Origin of the sequence: Paenibacillus provencensis (assembly GCF_042678545.1) — a bacterium.
GTDB classification, from domain to species: domain Bacteria; phylum Bacillota; class Bacilli; order Paenibacillales; family Paenibacillaceae; genus Paenibacillus; species Paenibacillus provencensis.
The window spans coordinates 347,103-364,222 of the sequence record NZ_JBHTKX010000002.1 but is presented as its reverse complement, the minus strand read 5'-3'; the positions used below and the strand labels follow the sequence as shown (position 1 = coordinate 364,222).

Annotated in this window: 14 protein-coding genes and 1 pseudogene; 4 read left to right on the top strand and 11 right to left on the bottom strand. The window is 48.7% G+C overall.

The annotated features are described in order from the left end of the window. Positions 1-190: 190 nt before the first annotated feature. The 4 genes and pseudogenes from ACFQ3J_RS17850 to ACFQ3J_RS17835 form a co-directional block, all read right to left on the bottom strand. Positions 191-1,426: an MFS transporter gene (locus tag ACFQ3J_RS17850; protein WP_091160879.1), complete on the bottom strand. Its 1,236-nt coding sequence runs from the start codon at positions 1,424-1,426 to the stop codon at positions 191-193. Between the two features lie 36 nt (positions 1,427-1,462). Continuing rightward, positions 1,463-3,532: a molybdopterin-containing oxidoreductase family protein gene (locus ACFQ3J_RS17845; RefSeq protein WP_091160880.1), complete on the bottom strand. Its 2,070-nt coding sequence runs from the start codon at positions 3,530-3,532 to the stop codon at positions 1,463-1,465. Positions 3,533-3,909: 377 nt separating this feature from the next. Then, positions 3,910-4,539: pseudogene (locus ACFQ3J_RS17840) on the bottom strand (formate/nitrite transporter family protein); the annotation flags it as partial. Between the two features lie 246 nt (positions 4,540-4,785). Next, positions 4,786-6,162: an FAD-dependent oxidoreductase gene (locus ACFQ3J_RS17835; protein ID WP_251582902.1), complete on the bottom strand. Its 1,377-nt coding sequence runs from the start codon at positions 6,160-6,162 to the stop codon at positions 4,786-4,788. 441 nt (positions 6,163-6,603) lie between these two features. Between ACFQ3J_RS17835 and ACFQ3J_RS17830 the strand changes: the two genes are divergently transcribed. The 4 genes from ACFQ3J_RS17830 (at position 6,604) to ACFQ3J_RS17815 (ending at position 9,326) form a co-directional block, all read left to right on the top strand. Beyond that, entirely contained in the window at positions 6,604-7,839 is a 1,236-nt protein-coding gene (locus ACFQ3J_RS17830) for an MFS transporter (RefSeq protein ID WP_091160884.1), read from the top strand. Between the two features lie 193 nt (positions 7,840-8,032). Beyond that, the gene (locus ACFQ3J_RS17825; protein WP_251582903.1) at positions 8,033-8,377 is read left to right on the top strand and encodes an ArsR/SmtB family transcription factor; all 345 of its coding nucleotides are present in this window, start codon (positions 8,033-8,035) and stop codon (positions 8,375-8,377) included. Between the two features lie 35 nt (positions 8,378-8,412). Then, a complete protein-coding gene (locus ACFQ3J_RS17820; protein WP_251583180.1) occupies positions 8,413-8,880 on the top strand; it encodes an SRPBCC family protein in 468 nt (155 codons plus the stop codon). A gap of 53 nt (positions 8,881-8,933) precedes the next feature. Beyond that, positions 8,934-9,326 (top strand): VOC family protein, encoded by a 393-nt coding sequence (locus tag ACFQ3J_RS17815; protein ID WP_251582904.1) that lies wholly within the window; start codon positions 8,934-8,936, stop codon positions 9,324-9,326. Positions 9,327-9,481: 155 nt separating this feature from the next. On the opposite strand, the gene ACFQ3J_RS17810 is transcribed toward ACFQ3J_RS17815, so the two are convergent. The 7 genes from ACFQ3J_RS17810 to ACFQ3J_RS17780 form a co-directional block, all read right to left on the bottom strand. Continuing rightward, the gene (locus ACFQ3J_RS17810; RefSeq protein ID WP_251582905.1) at positions 9,482-9,958 is read right to left on the bottom strand and encodes a glutathione peroxidase; all 477 of its coding nucleotides are present in this window, start codon (positions 9,956-9,958) and stop codon (positions 9,482-9,484) included. 154 nt (positions 9,959-10,112) lie between these two features. After that, on the bottom strand, positions 10,113-10,967 hold the full coding sequence (locus ACFQ3J_RS17805) for an ABC transporter ATP-binding protein (RefSeq protein ID WP_251582907.1): 855 nt from the start codon (positions 10,965-10,967) through the stop codon (positions 10,113-10,115). A 321-nt stretch (positions 10,968-11,288) separates the two neighbouring features. Continuing rightward, a complete protein-coding gene (locus ACFQ3J_RS17800) occupies positions 11,289-12,875 on the bottom strand; it encodes a DEAD/DEAH box helicase (protein ID WP_091160956.1) in 1,587 nt (528 codons plus the stop codon). A gap of 32 nt (positions 12,876-12,907) precedes the next feature. After that, positions 12,908-14,278, bottom strand: coding sequence for an aldehyde dehydrogenase (locus tag ACFQ3J_RS17795; RefSeq protein WP_251582909.1), 1,371 nt, complete (start codon positions 14,276-14,278; stop codon positions 12,908-12,910). 20 nt (positions 14,279-14,298) lie between these two features. Beyond that, positions 14,299-15,963, bottom strand: coding sequence for an ABC1 kinase family protein (locus ACFQ3J_RS17790; RefSeq protein ID WP_251582911.1), 1,665 nt, complete (start codon positions 15,961-15,963; stop codon positions 14,299-14,301). After that, positions 15,963-16,364, bottom strand: a complete 402-nt coding sequence (locus ACFQ3J_RS17785; RefSeq protein WP_091160896.1) for a phasin family protein — start codon at positions 16,362-16,364, stop codon at positions 15,963-15,965. The genes ACFQ3J_RS17790 and ACFQ3J_RS17785 overlap by 1 nt, the downstream gene beginning before the upstream one ends. Positions 16,365-16,417: 53 nt before the next feature. Beyond that, complete coding sequence (locus ACFQ3J_RS17780; protein ID WP_091160898.1) at positions 16,418-17,062, bottom strand: ThuA domain-containing protein; 645 nt, start codon at positions 17,060-17,062, stop codon at positions 16,418-16,420. Positions 17,063-17,120 lie beyond the last annotated feature (58 nt).

Here is a 17,120-nt window from a genome sequence, read left to right as displayed (position 1 = left end):
TACAGGGAATTTACAAATCCTCACCTAGTATTTAAACAGCAAACAATAGGGAAGATAAGGGATAAATTATTGCTATAGAGGGTGAAAAATGTGTGATTCCCCGCATAAAAAAGACTGTTTCGTGAAGTCCGGTGGACTCGTCAGAAACAGTCTGATTCGATGGATACAAATGATATATAGCTCAAGAGTTTTATAGAACTGCTGATTCCTCTTGGAGAGCATGTCTACTTGAAGCATTCACTTTGGCATGAATGACAAAAGCGACAATGCTGATTCCTGCTGTAATCGCAGCGAACCAGGCAACGGGAGATAGTCCTCCTGCATCATACATGACTCCCATTGCGTAAGGACCCGCAACCCGTCCAATGGCAGCAATGCCCCCTGATACACCTAAGTAAAATGGAGCTGCCTTTCCTCCATGCTCAGAGATAAACGCTGGTGTAGCAGGCGAGATCAGCATCTCACCAAGCGTAATGAGAATCATCGCCAGAATCATGCCGGGATAATGCTGAAACAGCGCAATAACAGCAAAGCCTGCCGTGTAGAATACGGCGCTTACGATCAGCTGGGCAGACGAAGTCTGCGCAAACCATCTTTTGATAAGTGAGGTAACCGGTTGAGCCACAAAAATAAGGATACCGTTAAGCGTCCATAGCAGGCTGTACGCCTTCTTCTCCATCCCCTCTTCAATAATGAAGGGCGATACCCCCGTGTTCCATATGGAGTTACCGAGTAGGATGAATAGGGAACCCACACTGATAAAAAGGTACAACCGAACGTTGCGAAGCAGATACCAGGTTCTATCCTCCTGCGGCTTCAACTGCTTCTGCTGTGTCGGGACAAATGTCGTTCCCTGCTCCCGGTCAACCCTGCTCAAATACATAAAGAAGTAGCCGCCAAATATAGCTGAAGTGACACCGTTCATAATAAAGCTTAAATGATAGGATATATCGGCGAGGAATCCGCTGAGTGCTGTTCCAAGCGCAACACCGATATTTTGAGCGACATAGATGACGTTGAACAGCTCGCCTCTGCGATCAGCAAAGCGAAAGCCGACAAAGGCTTGAATGGCAGGCAGGGACAAGGAATTGAACAGCCCGATCAAGCCCATCATGACCACAAACAGCCACCATACCTCACTGATCCATGGCAGAGTGAACAGCCCGATGGCATTCAGCAGCAGCGAGCCGACGATCAGCTTCTTCACACCTACTCTATGATATAAGCCTCCGCCGAGAAGCTGGCCGAAGATGCCGCCCAGCGATTGAATCAATATAACAAAGCCAGCGTGTGACATGCTCCGGCCCAGCTCATCAAATACATACATCGTGGTGAGCGGCCACATTAGTGAACTGCCGGTAGCATTTACGAGGCTAGCGATCAAAAATATTTTTACTTCCTTCGGATATTGTTCAAGCCATTTCATGTTCTGTTCTCCCGCGTTGTCATTAACTTCGAATGATTACTTATCTTGCTTGATGACTTGAACCGTTGTTGAGAAGAAGGTAGCCCCTCTGCCCATGTCCGACAATCGGTCCGGCGTTAGCATATTAGCACGCTGCCTGCCTCCCGCTCCTTCCCACCAGAGACCTTGGCTGATGACCGTCCCGGGAAGCATGGTTTCACCTACCTTGGCTGTTAACTGATAGGTTCCCCGGTCATTATATACAACGACCTGATCTCCCTCCTCAATGCCTCTCTCCTCTGCATCTCGCGGATGGATATGCAGCATCGGATGCTTCTCCATCTTCTGATGCTTTTCTACATTGGCAAACGTCGAATTCAAGAAGTTATGATTCGGCGGCGAAAGAAACATAAGTGGATACTTGTCTTCCCTTCCTGCCGGATGCTCGCCGTCATATCCCTCATGAAGCGGCGCATAGACAGGCATGGGTGACAAACCGGCCTCGAGCATCACCTCGGAATACAGCTCAATTTTGCCGGAGGGAGTAGGCAGGTGTTCAAGAAAATGTTCATACTCTGACATGTCCAGCTTCACGAAGCGCTGCTCCATAAGCTTAGTCACCGTTACCCCATTCAAGTACGGATTGTCCGGGTAACCCAGCGCTCCCTCGATCATAGACAGCTCCGTTTCACTGAAGGCTGCTTCATCAAACCCCATAGCTCGTCCAAGCAGCGAGAACAGCTCCACATTGCTCTTGGCTTCGCCAAGCGGCGCAATGACCGGCTCCTGGATATGCACATATTGGTGCCACGGCGAGCTGTACAAATCGGTGTTCTCGAAATTAGAGGTGGCCGGAAGCACAATATCCGCATATTTGGCCGTGTCTGTCATGAAGAGATCATGAACCACTGTAAACAGATCCTCCCGTGCAAAGCCCTGCTCTACCCGCTTCGTATCCGGAGCGACCACGAGCGGATTGGAGCAGTATACAAACATCCCTTTAATCGGCCGCTCTTCATCGTGAAGGGCTGCACCGATCTGGTTCATATTAATGCTTCGTGCATCCGGGTTCTCTCTGAGATCAGGGCGCTCTAGTAGGTCGCTGTTTAAGCTGGCATACCCACTGTTCGATCTCGACGCTCCGCCCCCAAGCTTCGCCCAAGCTCCTGTTAGTGCAGGGAGACATGCAACAGCCCGTACATTCATCCCCCCATTATCATGATGCTGAAGACCGTTGCCAATATGGATATAGCCCGCTTTGGCCTGACCATATGTCTCTGCCAGCTTCACAATATCCTCAACCGGAACACCGGTAATAACAGATACCCGCTCTGGTGTATAGGCCTTGACATGCTCGCGAAGCTCTTCGTGACCTACCGTGTATTGCTGCAAGAATGCCTCGTCCACGAGCCCCTTCCCGAACAGCACGTTCATCATCCCGAGCGCAAGTGCAGCATCGGTCCCGGGATACAGCGGGATGAACCAATCCGCCCACTGTGCCGTGCGGTTGCGGTGGACATCAATCACAATGACCTTGGCGCCTGCTTTACGCGCTTTCTCTGCAAGTACTACTTGATGCATGTTCGTGCTGATAATATTTCCGCCCCACACGATAATAACATCAGCATACTCTGTTTCTTCCGGCACCGTCCCTCGGTTCGCACCCATTGTATATTTCCATCCAGTGGTGCCAGCTGCATTACATATGGTCTGTTCCAGCCGACTTGCACCAAGCGCATTAAAGAAGCGCCGATCCATCCCGTCCACGCCGAGAATTCCCATATTTCCATAGAAGCTGTAAGGCAAAATAGCCTCTGCTCCGTACTCCAGCGATATAGCCTTCAAACGTCCTGTAATCTCGCTGATCGCTTCCTCCCAGGTAATCCGCTCAAATTTGCCCTCGCCCTTGAGACCCGTTCTCCGCAGAGGATACCGCAGACGCTTCTCATCATAGATGCGTTCTGTCATGTTTCGGACCTTGTTACAAATGGCGCCCTTCGTAATCGGATGATCCGGGTTGCCTGTTACCTTCACGATTTTGCCTTCCTTCTTATGCAAGAGCAGACCGCAGGTGTCCGGACAATCCAGCGGACAGACGGCAGGAAATATTCCATTCTGTTCATTCATCACGTCTTACTCTCCTTTCCCATGCCACTTCTTATGTTTCAAGTTCGCTCAAACCAGTTCCTTTATCATAATTCCGGATTCCAGAATCGTCAAAGTGTGACAAAAAATAAAAGCAGCTCCCGTCACTGGCGGTAACCGCTAAACATGAGCTGCTTACAAGTATAAATACGACCTCTCGCGCACTTACACCGTATCCTGCTGAATTCATTCTAAGTCGTTACATTTCAATCGAAATATTTTTTTACGCTTGTTTCATCATCTATAGGCAAGGGTAATAAAAATCAAGGCAGTTAGGAGTTAGGAAGACCCCTCCTCCAAGTGCCGTATCATAGACCACTCCCGAAAATTCGTCATGTAAAGGTTTCGTTCCCCCGAACCTAGACATGGCGAATTTTAGTATGATCTTTGGCTCCCTCAGCAAGACTCCTACCTTGCGGCTGTTCATGGAGGTACGCCAAATAGTAGGCACCTGCTACAAACACGGCTCCACCTGTGCCCAGCCAAACCGGAATATAATTAGCCAGGTACATGCTCCAAGAATAATGTCCTTCAAATATCGCAGCGGGTATGAGAAACATGTTGGCGACAACGTGCTGAAACCCAATCGCGACAAACGCTGCTGTCGGAATCCATATCCCCAGCAATTTTCCACTCATCGTATCTGCCGCATAAGACAGCCATACCGCTAGGGCGACAAGCCAGTTACAGCCTATTGCCGAAATAAAGGCCTGCAGGAAGCTGTCCTCCAGCTTATGTCCCGCCATATCCACCACTTGATCCAGATAGATGCCTTCACCTGTGAGTCCCAGCACATGTCCGAAAAAGTAAACAACAAAAAGAGCTCCCGCAAAATTAGTCAACGTGACGAGCACCATATTTCGGATAAGAAGAAGCGTAGAGATTCTCCCTCGCAATCGTGCCAGAGATACAGCCATCATATTGCCTGTCAGAAGCTCTCCTCCGGCGATCAATACCAGCACCAGGCCAATAGGGAAAACAAGCGCCCCGAATCAGATTGGTAATACTACCTCCATTGTAATGCTTTTTCATATTATCGATTGTTAATAAATTCACAATGCAGATGTGCTTGTGCTGGAAGACTATTCTTTACTTACAGATGTGACGATCAGGAGACTTACAATAAAGTCACAAATATTTGACGTGTATGAAAAAAAACCGCCAGAGCATTATGCTCTGACGGTCCGTCATGATCAGCTTACCCTTTTTTAAAGAGCAAGAGAATATTCCCTTTTCTAAACAAGGACCTCTTCCTTCTCCTCTTGAGCCTTAGCATCAACCGGCTTCAGCGCTTTCTGTCCTACACTGTTCAGGAAGTTCCACGGCTTGTTGTAGTGCGGCTGGAAGAAGAAGTCGATAAACGCCAGCTCATCTACAGTCATCTCATTCTGGATGCATACGGACAAGGTGTTAATGGATTGCGTGAGCTCAGCTTCACTCATCAGCTGTGCGCCGACGATCCGGCGGGATTCCTGCTCGAATATCACTTTAATCAGAACCTTCTCCGCCGTAGGCATGAACTCTGGACGATAGCTGTCCTCCAGAGTGACGCTCTCAACCTTAAGACCTGCTGCCGCTGCGCCCGCTTCCGTCAGCCCTGTTCCCGCAATGTTTTGCTCATAAATCTTAATACCTGATGTACCTTGGGTTCCCATATAACGTGTCACAGGAGCCTTTAGGTTGCGGGCAACAAGAGTACCCATCCGTACAGCATTGGTCGCAAGGGGAATATAGGACACTTGTCGAGTTGGATTGTAATAGATTGCGCTGCTGTCTCCAGCTGCAAAGACATCGGGATTGCTCGTGCGCATGTAACGGTCCACCAGAATCGCTCCGTTCGGCATCATGTCAACCTGCCCCTTCAAGAGCTCGGTGTTAGGACGGAAGCCAATGCACAGAATGACCAGATCTGTTTCATAAGTGCCTTTATCAGTAACGACTTTGCGGACACTTCCCTCTTCCCCTTCAAAGCGACTCACCTTCTCACCAAGCACAAGCTGAATGCCTTTGTCTGTGAGGTCAGACTGGATACGGTCGGTAAAGTCAGCATCGAGGTATTTGCTTAGGATACGGTCCTCAGCATCAATCAGCGTTACCTCTTTACCATTCATCTGAAAAGCTTCTACCAGCTCGATACCGATATAGCCTGCTCCTACAACGGTCACATGACGTGCGTCTTGGGATTTGGCGATAATCGTGTTGGAGTGCTCATAGTTCTTGCACAGAAGCACGTTGTTCAGATCGATCCCATCAAGATTCGGAATAATCGGCCACGATCCTGTGGTCACAATCAGCTTATCATAAGTGTCCACGAGCTCCTCACCTGTGTTTAAGCTGCGCACTTTGAGCGATTTTGCCTTGGTATCCACTTCGGTTACTTCATGGAGCATATGCATCTTGACGCCCAGCCCCTGCAGCTGTGCAGGTGAAGAATAGAACAATCCATGAGGATCCTTAACGACCCCGCCAACGTATAGTGCAATTCCACAGGATAAGAAGGAAACATTGTCATTGCGTTCATAAACTGTAATTTCGGCATCCGGATAAAGCTTTGCTGTATTAATAATGGCTGCTGTCCCAGCGTGTGTACATCCAATAACGGCTACTTTCATTCTAAAATACCTCCTTAAGGATAGAAAAAAGCGGAATGGCTATGCTGTGAAATGATTCACTACTATATTGCTAAAAATGCAGGGCTCTCATTTCGTCAAGCTAAAGTGCTAACTGTAGAATTCCTGCCCTGAAGCATTTCTGCATATTGTTTTGTGATTAATTTCACTATGTCTTATGTCTTTATTATAATGTGACTAATTTCACAATTCAAGCCTAAGTTTAAATTTTCACAAAAAATTTTGTTTATAACGATGATAAAGAAAACAAATGAGCCAAAAAACCTTGATTACAAAGGGATCGTTTAGAGTGATTCCTTTCTTGAACATATCTACATTCACTCTGCGTCCATTGGCTATTACAAATTTTAGGAGTAGAATGAGACCTGTTAGCGGATCGGCCGCGAAATACGGTTTATTTTCTTATGAAAGGAGTTGTATGCTATGAAGTTCTCTTGGAAACGGAATTTGTTTGTGCTATGGGTCGGCGTATTTTTTTGCAGCACAGCTTATTCCATCTCCATCCCTTTTTTGCCCATTTTTATGAATACCGAGCTGAATGTCGGAGAAGACTATATCGAACTGTGGGCAGGTGTTGCTTTTGGAATTACCTTTCTCGCCAGTGCACTGATATCCCCTTACTGGGGCTCTCTTGCTGATAAATACGGACGAAAGCCGATGCTGATCCGATCAGGATTTGCACTCGCCTTCCTTTATTTGATCAGCTACTTCGTGCACGATCCTTATGTCTTCATTGCAGTCCGCATCTTTCAGGGTCTGCTCGCTGGCTTCGTGCCGGCTTCCATTGCGCTCGTGGCCACGAACACGCCAGAAGCCAAAACCGGGTATGCTCTCGGGGTCATGTCGACAGCCGGAGCTACAGGCAGCATCATCGGACCCTTAATAGGCGGTGTTGTCAGCCATTACTATGGTAACCGCAACGCTTTTTTATTCTCTGCCCTGATCGTGTTGGTCTCTGCACTCATCGCTACGTTTTTTGTCAAAGAGCATAATTTCAATCGTTCTGCCACCCGTTCAAGAGTACGGGATGATATTAAGCAGGCATCCGCCAATAAACCATTTATGGCGCTGCTCGCCATTATGGCAGTGACGACTTTTTCTGTCATGATTCTGGAGCCGCTTCTCACCGTATACGTCATGGAGATGGGTGTATCTGTAGACGAAGCCTCCCTTACTTCCGGAATTATTTTCTCTTCCGTCGGTATCGCCACCATCATCATGGCTCCAAGGTGGGCCAAGATTGGACAGCGAATCGGCTACTCCAAAATACTCATAATTGGGCTTGTCGGCGGCGGTATCGGTAATATGCTTCAGATTCTTGTAAGCGATTATATCGGCTTCGGCCTGCTTCGCTTTGGCTACGGATTATTTTTTGCCGCTGTGTATCCAACCATTAATGCCCTTATCGTTGAAACGACGGATTCCGCATTTAGAGGAAGGGCCTTCAGCCTTAACCAATCCGCGTCACAGCTCGCGACAATGGCAGGTCCCATTATCGGCGGTCTGCTCGGAAGCCTGATGCCGATCCGCTGGATCTTCGTCCTCAACGGACTTGTGCTTCTCATCGCTGCCTGGATGATCATACGCAGCAGGAGAAGCAATAATTATGCCCTATCCAAATCTTCTTCACCCGTATTTAAACAGGTGGATCGGTATTAGCATTTACAAATCAGCCGTTTCAATTCAACACGATATATGGAAACCCATATCTCTATTTAGACAGCCCGTCATCGCCAGTGAATCATCATTATCGATTCATGGTTGTCGGGCTTTTTTATTATGAATCTGTTGATCTGCAAGATATTAAACCAAAAGGTTGAATATTATCAAACGGTTGTGTATATTTAACTACATGGTTAACAATGAACATACAAACGAACTGGATCAGATCTTCCATGCTTTGGCTGATCCAACACGCAGAAAGATGATAAGGATGATGGCTGACAAAGAACGAACCGTAAGCGAGCTTGCTGAGCCCTTTGATATGTCGCTAGCCGCTATCTCCAAGCATATAAAGGTCCTCGAACAGGCACACTTGCTTAATAGGAAGGTTCAAGGGAGAACCCACATCTGTCATCTGGATGGACAGGCCTTATCCAAGGCGACCTCTTGGCTCAGGGTGTACGAACAATTCTGGAATAAACGGTTCGATCTTCTGGAAACAGAGCTGATGAAGGCAAAGAAGGAGGAGCATTAATTTTGAAAAAAGAATCTTCAATAACGACACTTCAAATGACCCGTCAATTCGAGGTTCCTGCCGAACGCGTATTTGATGCATGGCTGAATCCCGAAATGATGAGAAAATGGTTTTTTACTTTGGAAGGAACGAACAAGGTGTGTACGAATGACCCTCGAGTGGGAGGAAGCTGGGAGATCGTGGATCACAGAGGTGGGCAAGACTACCGGGCTATTGGAGAATACCTGGAGATTGAACCCCCGACCAAGATTGCCTTCACCTTCGAAATGCCGCAGTTCAGCGACACGGTTGATACGATCACTGTAGAGATCGAGCCGATGGGCCAGAGCTGTGAGATGCGTTTTACTCAAAATATTGTGGTGCCTCATGAAGAGCAGTGGAATGAATCTGATCTTGCTGCGGCACTTGGCGAATACCATGACGGCACAGAGCAGGGCTGGAACCTTATGTTCATGGGCCTGAAACAGCTGCTTGAAGAAGGATTTATCTCTTACAAAGGATAAGATACGGTTACCCGCGTGGATTCCCTAAATAACGATTACTGGAGGATTGCAGAATGAAGGTAACGCCCTTGCTAATGTTCCAAGATTGTACGGCTGAGAAGGCAATGAATTATTATACGTCGATTATTGAAGATTCTAGAATTGAGAGCTTAACCCGATACGGTCCCAATGAGCCTGGACAAGAAGGAACGGTAATGCATGCTTCATTCTCGCTCAAAGGACAACAATTCATGTGTATCGACAGCAATATCAAGCATGAATTCACATTTACCCCTGCTTTCTCTATATACATCACTTGTGATACAGAAGAGGAAATCGATGTTCTGCATGCTAAGCTTCGTGAAGGTGGTGCTGATCTCATGCCCCTAGGTAACTACGGGTTCAGCCGCAAATTCGGCTGGCTTGTCGATCAGTTCGGCGTATCCTGGCAGCTCACCTTGCTTTAAAAGCGCATATTGAGCAGGAACTTGTAAGCATGAGCAGTTCAACTGGGAATAATACAAACGAATCATACTAAAAAGAGGCTGTCCCACTGAATCTGGTTTCCCAGGAGCCTATTAACAGTGGGATTGCCTCTTTTTCACCTTCGTATTAAACCATCTTAGAGCAGCTTCTCGATCAGCTGGGTCATCTCCTCCGGAGATTGCTTCGGCTCGAAGCGCTCAGCCACCTGTCCATCCCGGTCAATGACAAACTTCGTGAAGTTCCACTGGATATCACTGGTCTCGTTAGGACCAGGCTTCTGCTCTTTGAGGTATTGGAACAATGGATGTGCGTTCTCTCCATTCACCTCTACTTTTGCAAAGACCGGAAAGTTCACACCATAATTGATCTGACAGAACTCCTCAGCTTCCCCACTGGTTCCCGGCTCCTGTCCGCCAAACTGATTACAAGGAAATGCAAGTACAACAAGACCTTGATCCTTGTAATGATCATAGAGCTGCTGAAGCTCACCATATTGTGGCGTTAGCCCGCATTTGCTCGCTGTATTCGCGATTATCAGCACTTTCCCGGTGTACATATCAAGAGGGACCTCCTGATTGGCGGTCGTGACTGCCGTGTAATCATATACTGACATATCCTAACTCCTCCTTCTTATTCTCAATACAAATTACCTGTGCGTCTTACAGCTCTAATCATATCAAAACAATTCCAATAAATAAAAAAAGCTCCCTGCATTGGCAAGAAAGCCTTATTAAATATTTATCCCATGCGAATGAACTGTGCCTTGATTACACACCCGCCACTTGACGAATCTGTGTATGAATCGAGTTGGTTGCCCCCACAAGACCCGCATTGTCTTTACCTGCAAGTGCATACGGCAGACAGAGCGGAACACCTGTACGAGGATCTGTAATAATATCCGCCTCGATCCCAAACACTTCACGCATCACTTCTGTCGTCATGACCTCTTGCGGAGATCCAATCGCCGCTGCCTTACCCTGTTTGATCGCAATCATATGATGCGCATAACGTGTAGCATGATTAAGATCATGCACAACCATGACTATGGTCCGCTGCGAGCTGATATTAAGCTCCTCCAGCAGCTGAAGCACCTCAAGCTGATGCGCCATGTCCAGGAATGTTGTCGGCTCATCCAGGAACAGGATATCTGTATCCTGAGCGAGTGCCATCGCAATCCATGCACGCTGCCGCTGACCACCGGACAACTGATCAATGGGACGGTCATGGAACTCATTTAATCCTGTCGCATCAATCGCCCACTCTATCATCTTCTTGTCTTCCTCCTTGAGTGAACCAAAGCCCTTCTGATAAGGAAAACGACCATAGGATACAAGCTCAGTTACCGTCAGACCTTCCGGGGCCGTTGGATTCTGTGGCAGAATAGCCAGCTGCTTCGCCACTTCACGCGTCGATTGCTTATGGATGGATTTGCCGTCCAATAATACATGACCCGCCTTCGGCTGCATTAAACGTGCCATCGTTTTGAGAATCGTAGATTTCCCCGATCCATTGGCTCCCACAAGGGCTGTTATTCTCCCCTGCGGAATCTGGATATTCAAATCCTCAACTATAAGTCTATCCTCGTAGGCTATGGACAGTCCGGTCGTTTCTAAACGAAACATGAGCGATCATCTCCTTAGAATGGTTGGTCATCAGAAGCTTAAATCCTGGATGTATGTAAATGAAATGAAGTTCTTATGAAGATAAGATGAATTATTAATGATAACGAATCAATTTCATAATACCTTGAGATATGTAATTGATTCAATCGATGTAAATTAAAACTCTATTTAAAGATACTGATAATCATTATCATTTGTCAAGTGCTGCAATAGGAACCCACACAAAAAACACCTTCTAATGTGAGCTAAAGAGTTCATCTTAAGCCTGGAATTAGAAGGTGTGTCAGTCATATTACACCGTTATCTCATCTAAATAGGGCATTACCTGCCTCTACGTCCGCCGTCCCTGCGGCTGTCACGTCCTGCAGCAGAGCCGCCTCTGGCTGATGGCTGCCCCGAGCGGCCACCTGCCTGCTTGCCGGAGCGGCCGGATGAAGGCTGTCCGCCTCGTCCATCTCTTCCATTTCGTCCAGTAGAACCGCCAGTGCCTCTGCTAGAGCTAGGCTTGCTATCTGCGCGCCATGGACGATCCTTATCCGCACGCTTCTGTCCTTCACGGCCGCCGGCTCCGCTATCTCTGCGTGACCCCCGGGATTTATCTTGGCGTTCGCCTGAATGCCCGCCTGCATCTTTGCGACCACGTTCACCGCCATCGTCCCTTGATCTGCGAGCGCTGCCCTGCCCGCCGGAGCGGCCACCCTCACGCTTCGCATCCGAACGAACCTTCCGCGTATCAATGGTGGTACCTCCGCCGCTGAACTTCTGGAGCGAGCCCGGCTCGCCGGCATAACCGCTCTGCCAACCCACACGGTCCAGACGCTGATCAGTTCCCTGCTCAATGCGTGCCAGCTCCGGCTTGTCCTTCGGTGCTGCAAAGGTAAGAGCAAGACCTTTGCCGCCCGCTCGTCCTGTTCGGCCAATCCGGTGAATGTAGCTCTCCGGGTCATGTGGAATGTCATAGTTAAACACATGGGTTACACCCTCCACATCCAGTCCTCTGGCTGCTACATCTGTAGCAACGAGCAATTGCAGCTTGGCGTTTCTGAACGCCTTCATCACCGTCTCGCGCTTCGCTTGAGAGAGATCGCCATGAAGCTCATCACTCGCATATCCCAAGTCCTGAAGCGCTGAATTCAGCGCAGAAGCACGACGCTTGGTACGGCAGAAAATAATGCCCAGATATGGGCGATACTGCTCAATCGCTCCAATGAGCGCCTCCTGCTTCGTACGATCTGTACATTCTACGACCAGCTGACGAATCTGCTTAATGGGAATAACCGAATCGGATTTGACTTTAACGTCAATTGGCTCCTTCATGTAGGTGCGGCCAAGTCTGCGAATGCCTGTCGGCATGGTCGCAGAGAAGAGCATCGTCTGACGCTTGTAAGGCAATGCCTTGATCAACGTCTCCACCTCGTTCAAGAATCCCATATGGAGCATTTGATCTGCCTCATCCAGAACGAGAATCTTGACTTTGTCCAGTACAAGGGTTCCTCTGCCCAGATGATCAATCAGCCTGCCTGGCGTACCGATAATAATTTGGGCTCCACCCTTCAGCTTGTGCAGCTGCTTCTCTACGTCCTGGCCGCCATACACGGCAAGCACTCGAATCGCTTCGTTCGCTTCCGTCAGCTTCTTCGCTTCGGTCGTAATCTGCAGTGCCAGCTCTCGGGTCGGTGCAACGATGAGCGCCTGCGGGGCGCGATCCTCCGCATGGATACGCTGCAGAATAGGCAGCATAAATGCAAAGGTCTTGCCTGTTCCTGTCTGTGCTTCTGCAATCACATCCGAGCCCGCAAGGGCCAGTGGAATCGACTTCTCCTGTACCGGCGTTGGCTTCGCAATTCCCTGCTGACGCAGAACCTCGCTCCATTCCGGCAAAATTCCTAATTGTTCAAAACTCAAAATAGTCACCTCATGATATCCATTCGCTCAAAGCTTTACTTCATCACTTTGCGTATGATTTTCAAATTGTTTTTTGACGGATATTTCATCTTTATATCGAATTTATTCGTCTGCTTAAGCACACTCTTCATGTGGGAAAAAGCGGCAAAGCTCGATTCCCCATGATAGCTGCCCATCCCGCTCTCTCCGACTCCGCCAAAAGGAAGATGCGGTGTGGCAACATGCATCAGTGTATCATTAATACACCCTCCGCCAAAAGAAATTTGTTCGATAATGCGTTCCTGCACCATTTTATTCTCCGTAAATAGATACAAGGCGAGCGGTTTAGGACGCGCATTGACCCTATGCACCACCTCATCCAGGTGCTGATATGTCATCATGGGAAGAATCGGTCCAAAGATCTCCTCCTGCATGACCGGGTCCTCCCAGCTGATCCCTTCCAGGATAGTAGGTGCAATCTTCAGTGATTCTTCGTTCACTTCCCCGCCCAGCACAATAGAGCCTGTCTGTAGAAATCCTTTCAGCCGCTCAAAATGCTTGGGAGATACGATTCTTCCGTAATCCGTATGCTCCACCGGGTCCTTGCCGTAAAAAGACTTGATCGCCTTCGCATACTCTTCTACAAAGGCATCCCTGACACTTTCATGCACAAGCAGATAGTCTGGAGCAATACAGGTCTGACCGGCATTCGTTACCTTGCCGAAGGCAACCCGCTTGGCCGCGAGCTTCACATGGGCGTCCTGATGAATGATGCAGGGGCTCTTGCCGCCCAGCTCCAGCGTGAGTGGAGTCAGCTGCTCAGCTGCAGCCTTCATGACGACCTTGCCCACCGCTACACTGCCGGTGAAGAAGATCTTGTCAAAAGGCTGGCGCAGCAGCTCTTGACTGGTCTCCACTGCGCCTTCAACAACTGTAATGTATGCCGGATCATAGAGCTCCCCAATCAAGGAATTAAGGACAGCGGAAACGTGCGGTGTCAGCTCTGATGGCTTGATTACCGCTGTATTACCGGCAGCTATAGCCCCAAGCAGCGGAGACAATGCCAGTTGGAACGGGTAATTCCACGGGGCGATAATCAGAGTTGTGCCATAAGGCTCGGCCACAATATATCCCTTGCTTCCAATGTGCGTCTTCAGGCTTGTTTTTACTCTCTTTCGTTTCATCCAGCCCTTAAGCCTTTTCTTGATAAAATCAATCTCCTCCAGCAATATGCCATATTCGGTCATGATCGCTTCTTGTTCACTCTTGTTGAGATCGATTCTAACAGCCTCCAGAATCTCGGATTTGCGCCGTACAATGCCTTCTCTAAGCAGTCTCAGCTGCTCCAGTCTGAATTCCAGTCTGCGAGTGGCTCCGCTGCTATAATAATCTTTTTGTCTCTGTACAATTTCATTAATCCCGTTCATTCGTGATACCCACCCTTACTTTAAAATCTTCCTGAACGGATAATATGGATGATGAACCATACCACCATAAGACCCGCGACCACGAGCCCAATCTCCACAATCGGAATATTCCACTTCTGATCACTTAAGGCAGCCCCGACGATAAGCCCGACCATCAAAATACTGAACGCAAGCAGTACAATACTGAAGGACAGCCGATTGCTGATCTGGTCAAGCTTCTTCATCACCTGATCGACCTCTGGAACGCTCACCTCTAATTTTAATTTTCCTTTGTTTATTATCGAGGTCAGAAGCCGGGCTTGCCCCGGCAATTCAATAATGGACTCAACAAGATGGCTCACACCGCTGGACAGTTTCCCACGCAGGCGCCTAGTATTGAGCTTCTCACGCACCAGCTTGCGTCCGAAAGGCTCCGCCATATCAATAATGCTGATGTTCGGGTCCAGATGCTCGATAACCCCTTCCAATGTGACCAGCGCCTTGCCCAGCAGGATAATATCCGGAGGAAGTGTAATTTGATGACGCTGCGCCACACCAAAAAGATCACTCAGTGCCTTGCCTATGCTGATTCTGGAGAAGGGAATGTCATAGTATTCATCACGCAGCCGATCCAGATCACCGTGCAGCACACTCATATTGATTCCTTCCGGAATCATGCCGAGCTTATCTATGGCTCGTACCATGCTGTCTGTGTTCTTGCGCATCAAGGCTATGATCAGCGATGCCAGGTGCTCCTTCATATCGCCATGGAGGCGCCCTACCATGCCAAAATCGAGATACGCCAGCGTCTCATCCTTCATAATCATGAGATTTCCGGGATGCGGATCGGCATGAAAGAAGCCTTCAATAAAAATTTGGTTCAGCATGGAGTCAACCAGTTTCTGGGCTATTCCTTTCAGCTCATATCCCCGGCTAAGCAGCACCTCGCGCTGATTCAGCATAATTCCGTCCATATATTCCATCGTCAGCACCTTGGCACTGGTGTAGTCCCAATATATTTTGGGGATATGTATATGCGGATTATCGGTAAATTGTTGTCCTACTTTTTCTGTATTCCTTCCTTCATTGCTGTAATCGAGCTCGGCGAGCAGAGAATCCGCGAATTCTTCGACCATCTCCCGAAGCTGATACCTGATCACCCACTCCCACCTGCGCTCGGCAAGCGCAACAAAGTCCCTCAGTATATCAAGATCTCGCCTTATAATCGGCGAAATGCCCGGTCTCTGTATCTTGATCGCTACCTTCTCTCCTGTCACCAGCTTGCCAACGTGGACTTGTCCTATGCTGGCTGCGGCTAGAGGCGCGTCATCAAAATGGCTGAGCACCTGCTCCAGGGGTACAGACAGCTCCTGCTCCAGAATCCCCTTCGCCATCTCGGAGGAGAAGGGAGGGACCTGGTCCTGTAATTTGGTCAGCTCCTGTACAATACCCGGAGGAAGCAGATCAGAGCGAGTGCTTGCTAGCTGGCCCAGCTTCACAAAGGTAGGACCCAGATCCTCCAGTACATGGCGTATTCGTTCGCCCAGCGATTTCGATTCAGGAATGCCCTCCCGCATAATCCATCGTCTAGGCAGTGACAACGCTTGAAAGAAGCCCATTTCCTCCACCATATAGCCGAAGCCATGACGCATCAGCGCCATGGCAATATCTCTGTACCGTCCTGCATTTTGCACGCGAACAGCCATTATTCGATCTCTTTGGTAGGAGGCTGCATGTCAGGCGTTGTTTCTTCAAGCATCGGCGTTTCCGGCAGGGGCTTATTCGGCAAATCCGGATCTGCGGCCGGCTTCTGCTGTGCAACCTGAGCTTCAAGCTCAGCGATACGCTTCTCAAGTCTCGCTACATCCGCTCTTGTCGGCACACCAAGATCTACAAGCACCTTCTCCACTTGATCCGATATAGCCTTCCTGATCCCGGCCGATTCCTCGGCTCCACGTTCCATCAGCTTATCAATGACTGCCTTGGATTGGGACGGAGCAAGTTCTCCGCGTTTAACAAGCTCATTTACAGCACCTTCAATTTTCTCCTTACTGTAAAGGGTAAATCCTACGCCAAGGGATACTGCCTTCTTGAACAAGTCGCTCATGATTACGATGACCTCCTTTATTTTCCTCTCTTATTATATCTGCTTTTGCCATCCTATACTCTTATCTTTGTACGTGTTGCCCACATCGCGGACTGAACAATCAGCTTGCGGAAGGGCTGGGCGGAGAAGGAAGGCACGTCATGCCCTGGCATGAGGTATACGACTCTGCCCATCCCATAAACATGGGCCCAGGCACAAGGCCATGTTCCTTCACCATCTGTATATTCAAGTAAGACCGTCTTCTCCGAGAATGGATCAAATTCGAATCGATACGGTTCTTCCTCCATTGTAAAACTATTTACCCCCTCAACGATGGAGTGACCCTCTGCGGCCACTTTAAATTCAAGCTTCCGTGGTGCCGGGTGTCCTGTAAATCTTCCCCCGAGCAGCTGAGCCGCCTCATACCGATTGTGCATGGAGATTCCGTTGTGCAGCACAAGCAGTGCCCCTCCTCCGCTTACATAGCTGAGCAGACCCGCCGTCTGTTGTGGTGCAATGGCTCCCTTCCAATCATCCAGATATGAAATTAGCAGGTCGTAGCCCGATAAGTGCTCGGCGAGCAATAAGTTCCGATTCTCACTGCACTGAACCGTCATCACTTCCTGCAAAATATGACTAATTTCTGCGTCCACGCCTTGCAATGGATGATACATCGGGTGTGTGTAATCTCCTAACAGCAATGCTTTCTTTCGTTCCATTCTTCATTCCTCCTTGCTCTTTCTTAGCCGTGAGCCCATAGAGCCTAGTATAGCCTCA

Excerpts from the sequence above, each read along its gene's own strand:
- ACFQ3J_RS17850 (WP_091160879.1), bottom strand. The coding sequence starts at position 1,426 with ATGAAATGGCTTGAACAATATCCGAAGGAAGTAAAAATATTTTTGATC.
- ACFQ3J_RS17845 (WP_091160880.1), bottom strand. The coding sequence starts at position 3,532 with ATGAATGAACAGAATGGAATATTTCCTGCCGTCTGTCCGCTGGATTGT.
- ACFQ3J_RS17835 (WP_251582902.1), bottom strand. The coding sequence starts at position 6,162 with ATGAAAGTAGCCGTTATTGGATGTACACACGCTGGGACAGCAGCCATT.
- ACFQ3J_RS17830 (WP_091160884.1), top strand. The coding sequence starts at position 6,604 with ATGAAGTTCTCTTGGAAACGGAATTTGTTTGTGCTATGGGTCGGCGTA.
- ACFQ3J_RS17825 (WP_251582903.1), top strand. The coding sequence starts at position 8,033 with ATGGTTAACAATGAACATACAAACGAACTGGATCAGATCTTCCATGCT.
- ACFQ3J_RS17820 (WP_251583180.1), top strand. The coding sequence starts at position 8,413 with ATGACCCGTCAATTCGAGGTTCCTGCCGAACGCGTATTTGATGCATGG.
- ACFQ3J_RS17815 (WP_251582904.1), top strand. The coding sequence starts at position 8,934 with ATGAAGGTAACGCCCTTGCTAATGTTCCAAGATTGTACGGCTGAGAAG.
- ACFQ3J_RS17810 (WP_251582905.1), bottom strand. The coding sequence starts at position 9,958 with ATGTCAGTATATGATTACACGGCAGTCACGACCGCCAATCAGGAGGTC.
- ACFQ3J_RS17805 (WP_251582907.1), bottom strand. The coding sequence starts at position 10,967 with ATGTTTCGTTTAGAAACGACCGGACTGTCCATAGCCTACGAGGATAGA.
- ACFQ3J_RS17795 (WP_251582909.1), bottom strand. The coding sequence starts at position 14,278 with ATGAACGGGATTAATGAAATTGTACAGAGACAAAAAGATTATTATAGC.
- ACFQ3J_RS17790 (WP_251582911.1), bottom strand. The coding sequence starts at position 15,963 with ATGGCTGTTCGCGTGCAAAATGCAGGACGGTACAGAGATATTGCCATG.
- ACFQ3J_RS17785 (WP_091160896.1), bottom strand. The coding sequence starts at position 16,364 with ATGAGCGACTTGTTCAAGAAGGCAGTATCCCTTGGCGTAGGATTTACC.
- ACFQ3J_RS17780 (WP_091160898.1), bottom strand. The coding sequence starts at position 17,062 with ATGGAACGAAAGAAAGCATTGCTGTTAGGAGATTACACACACCCGATG.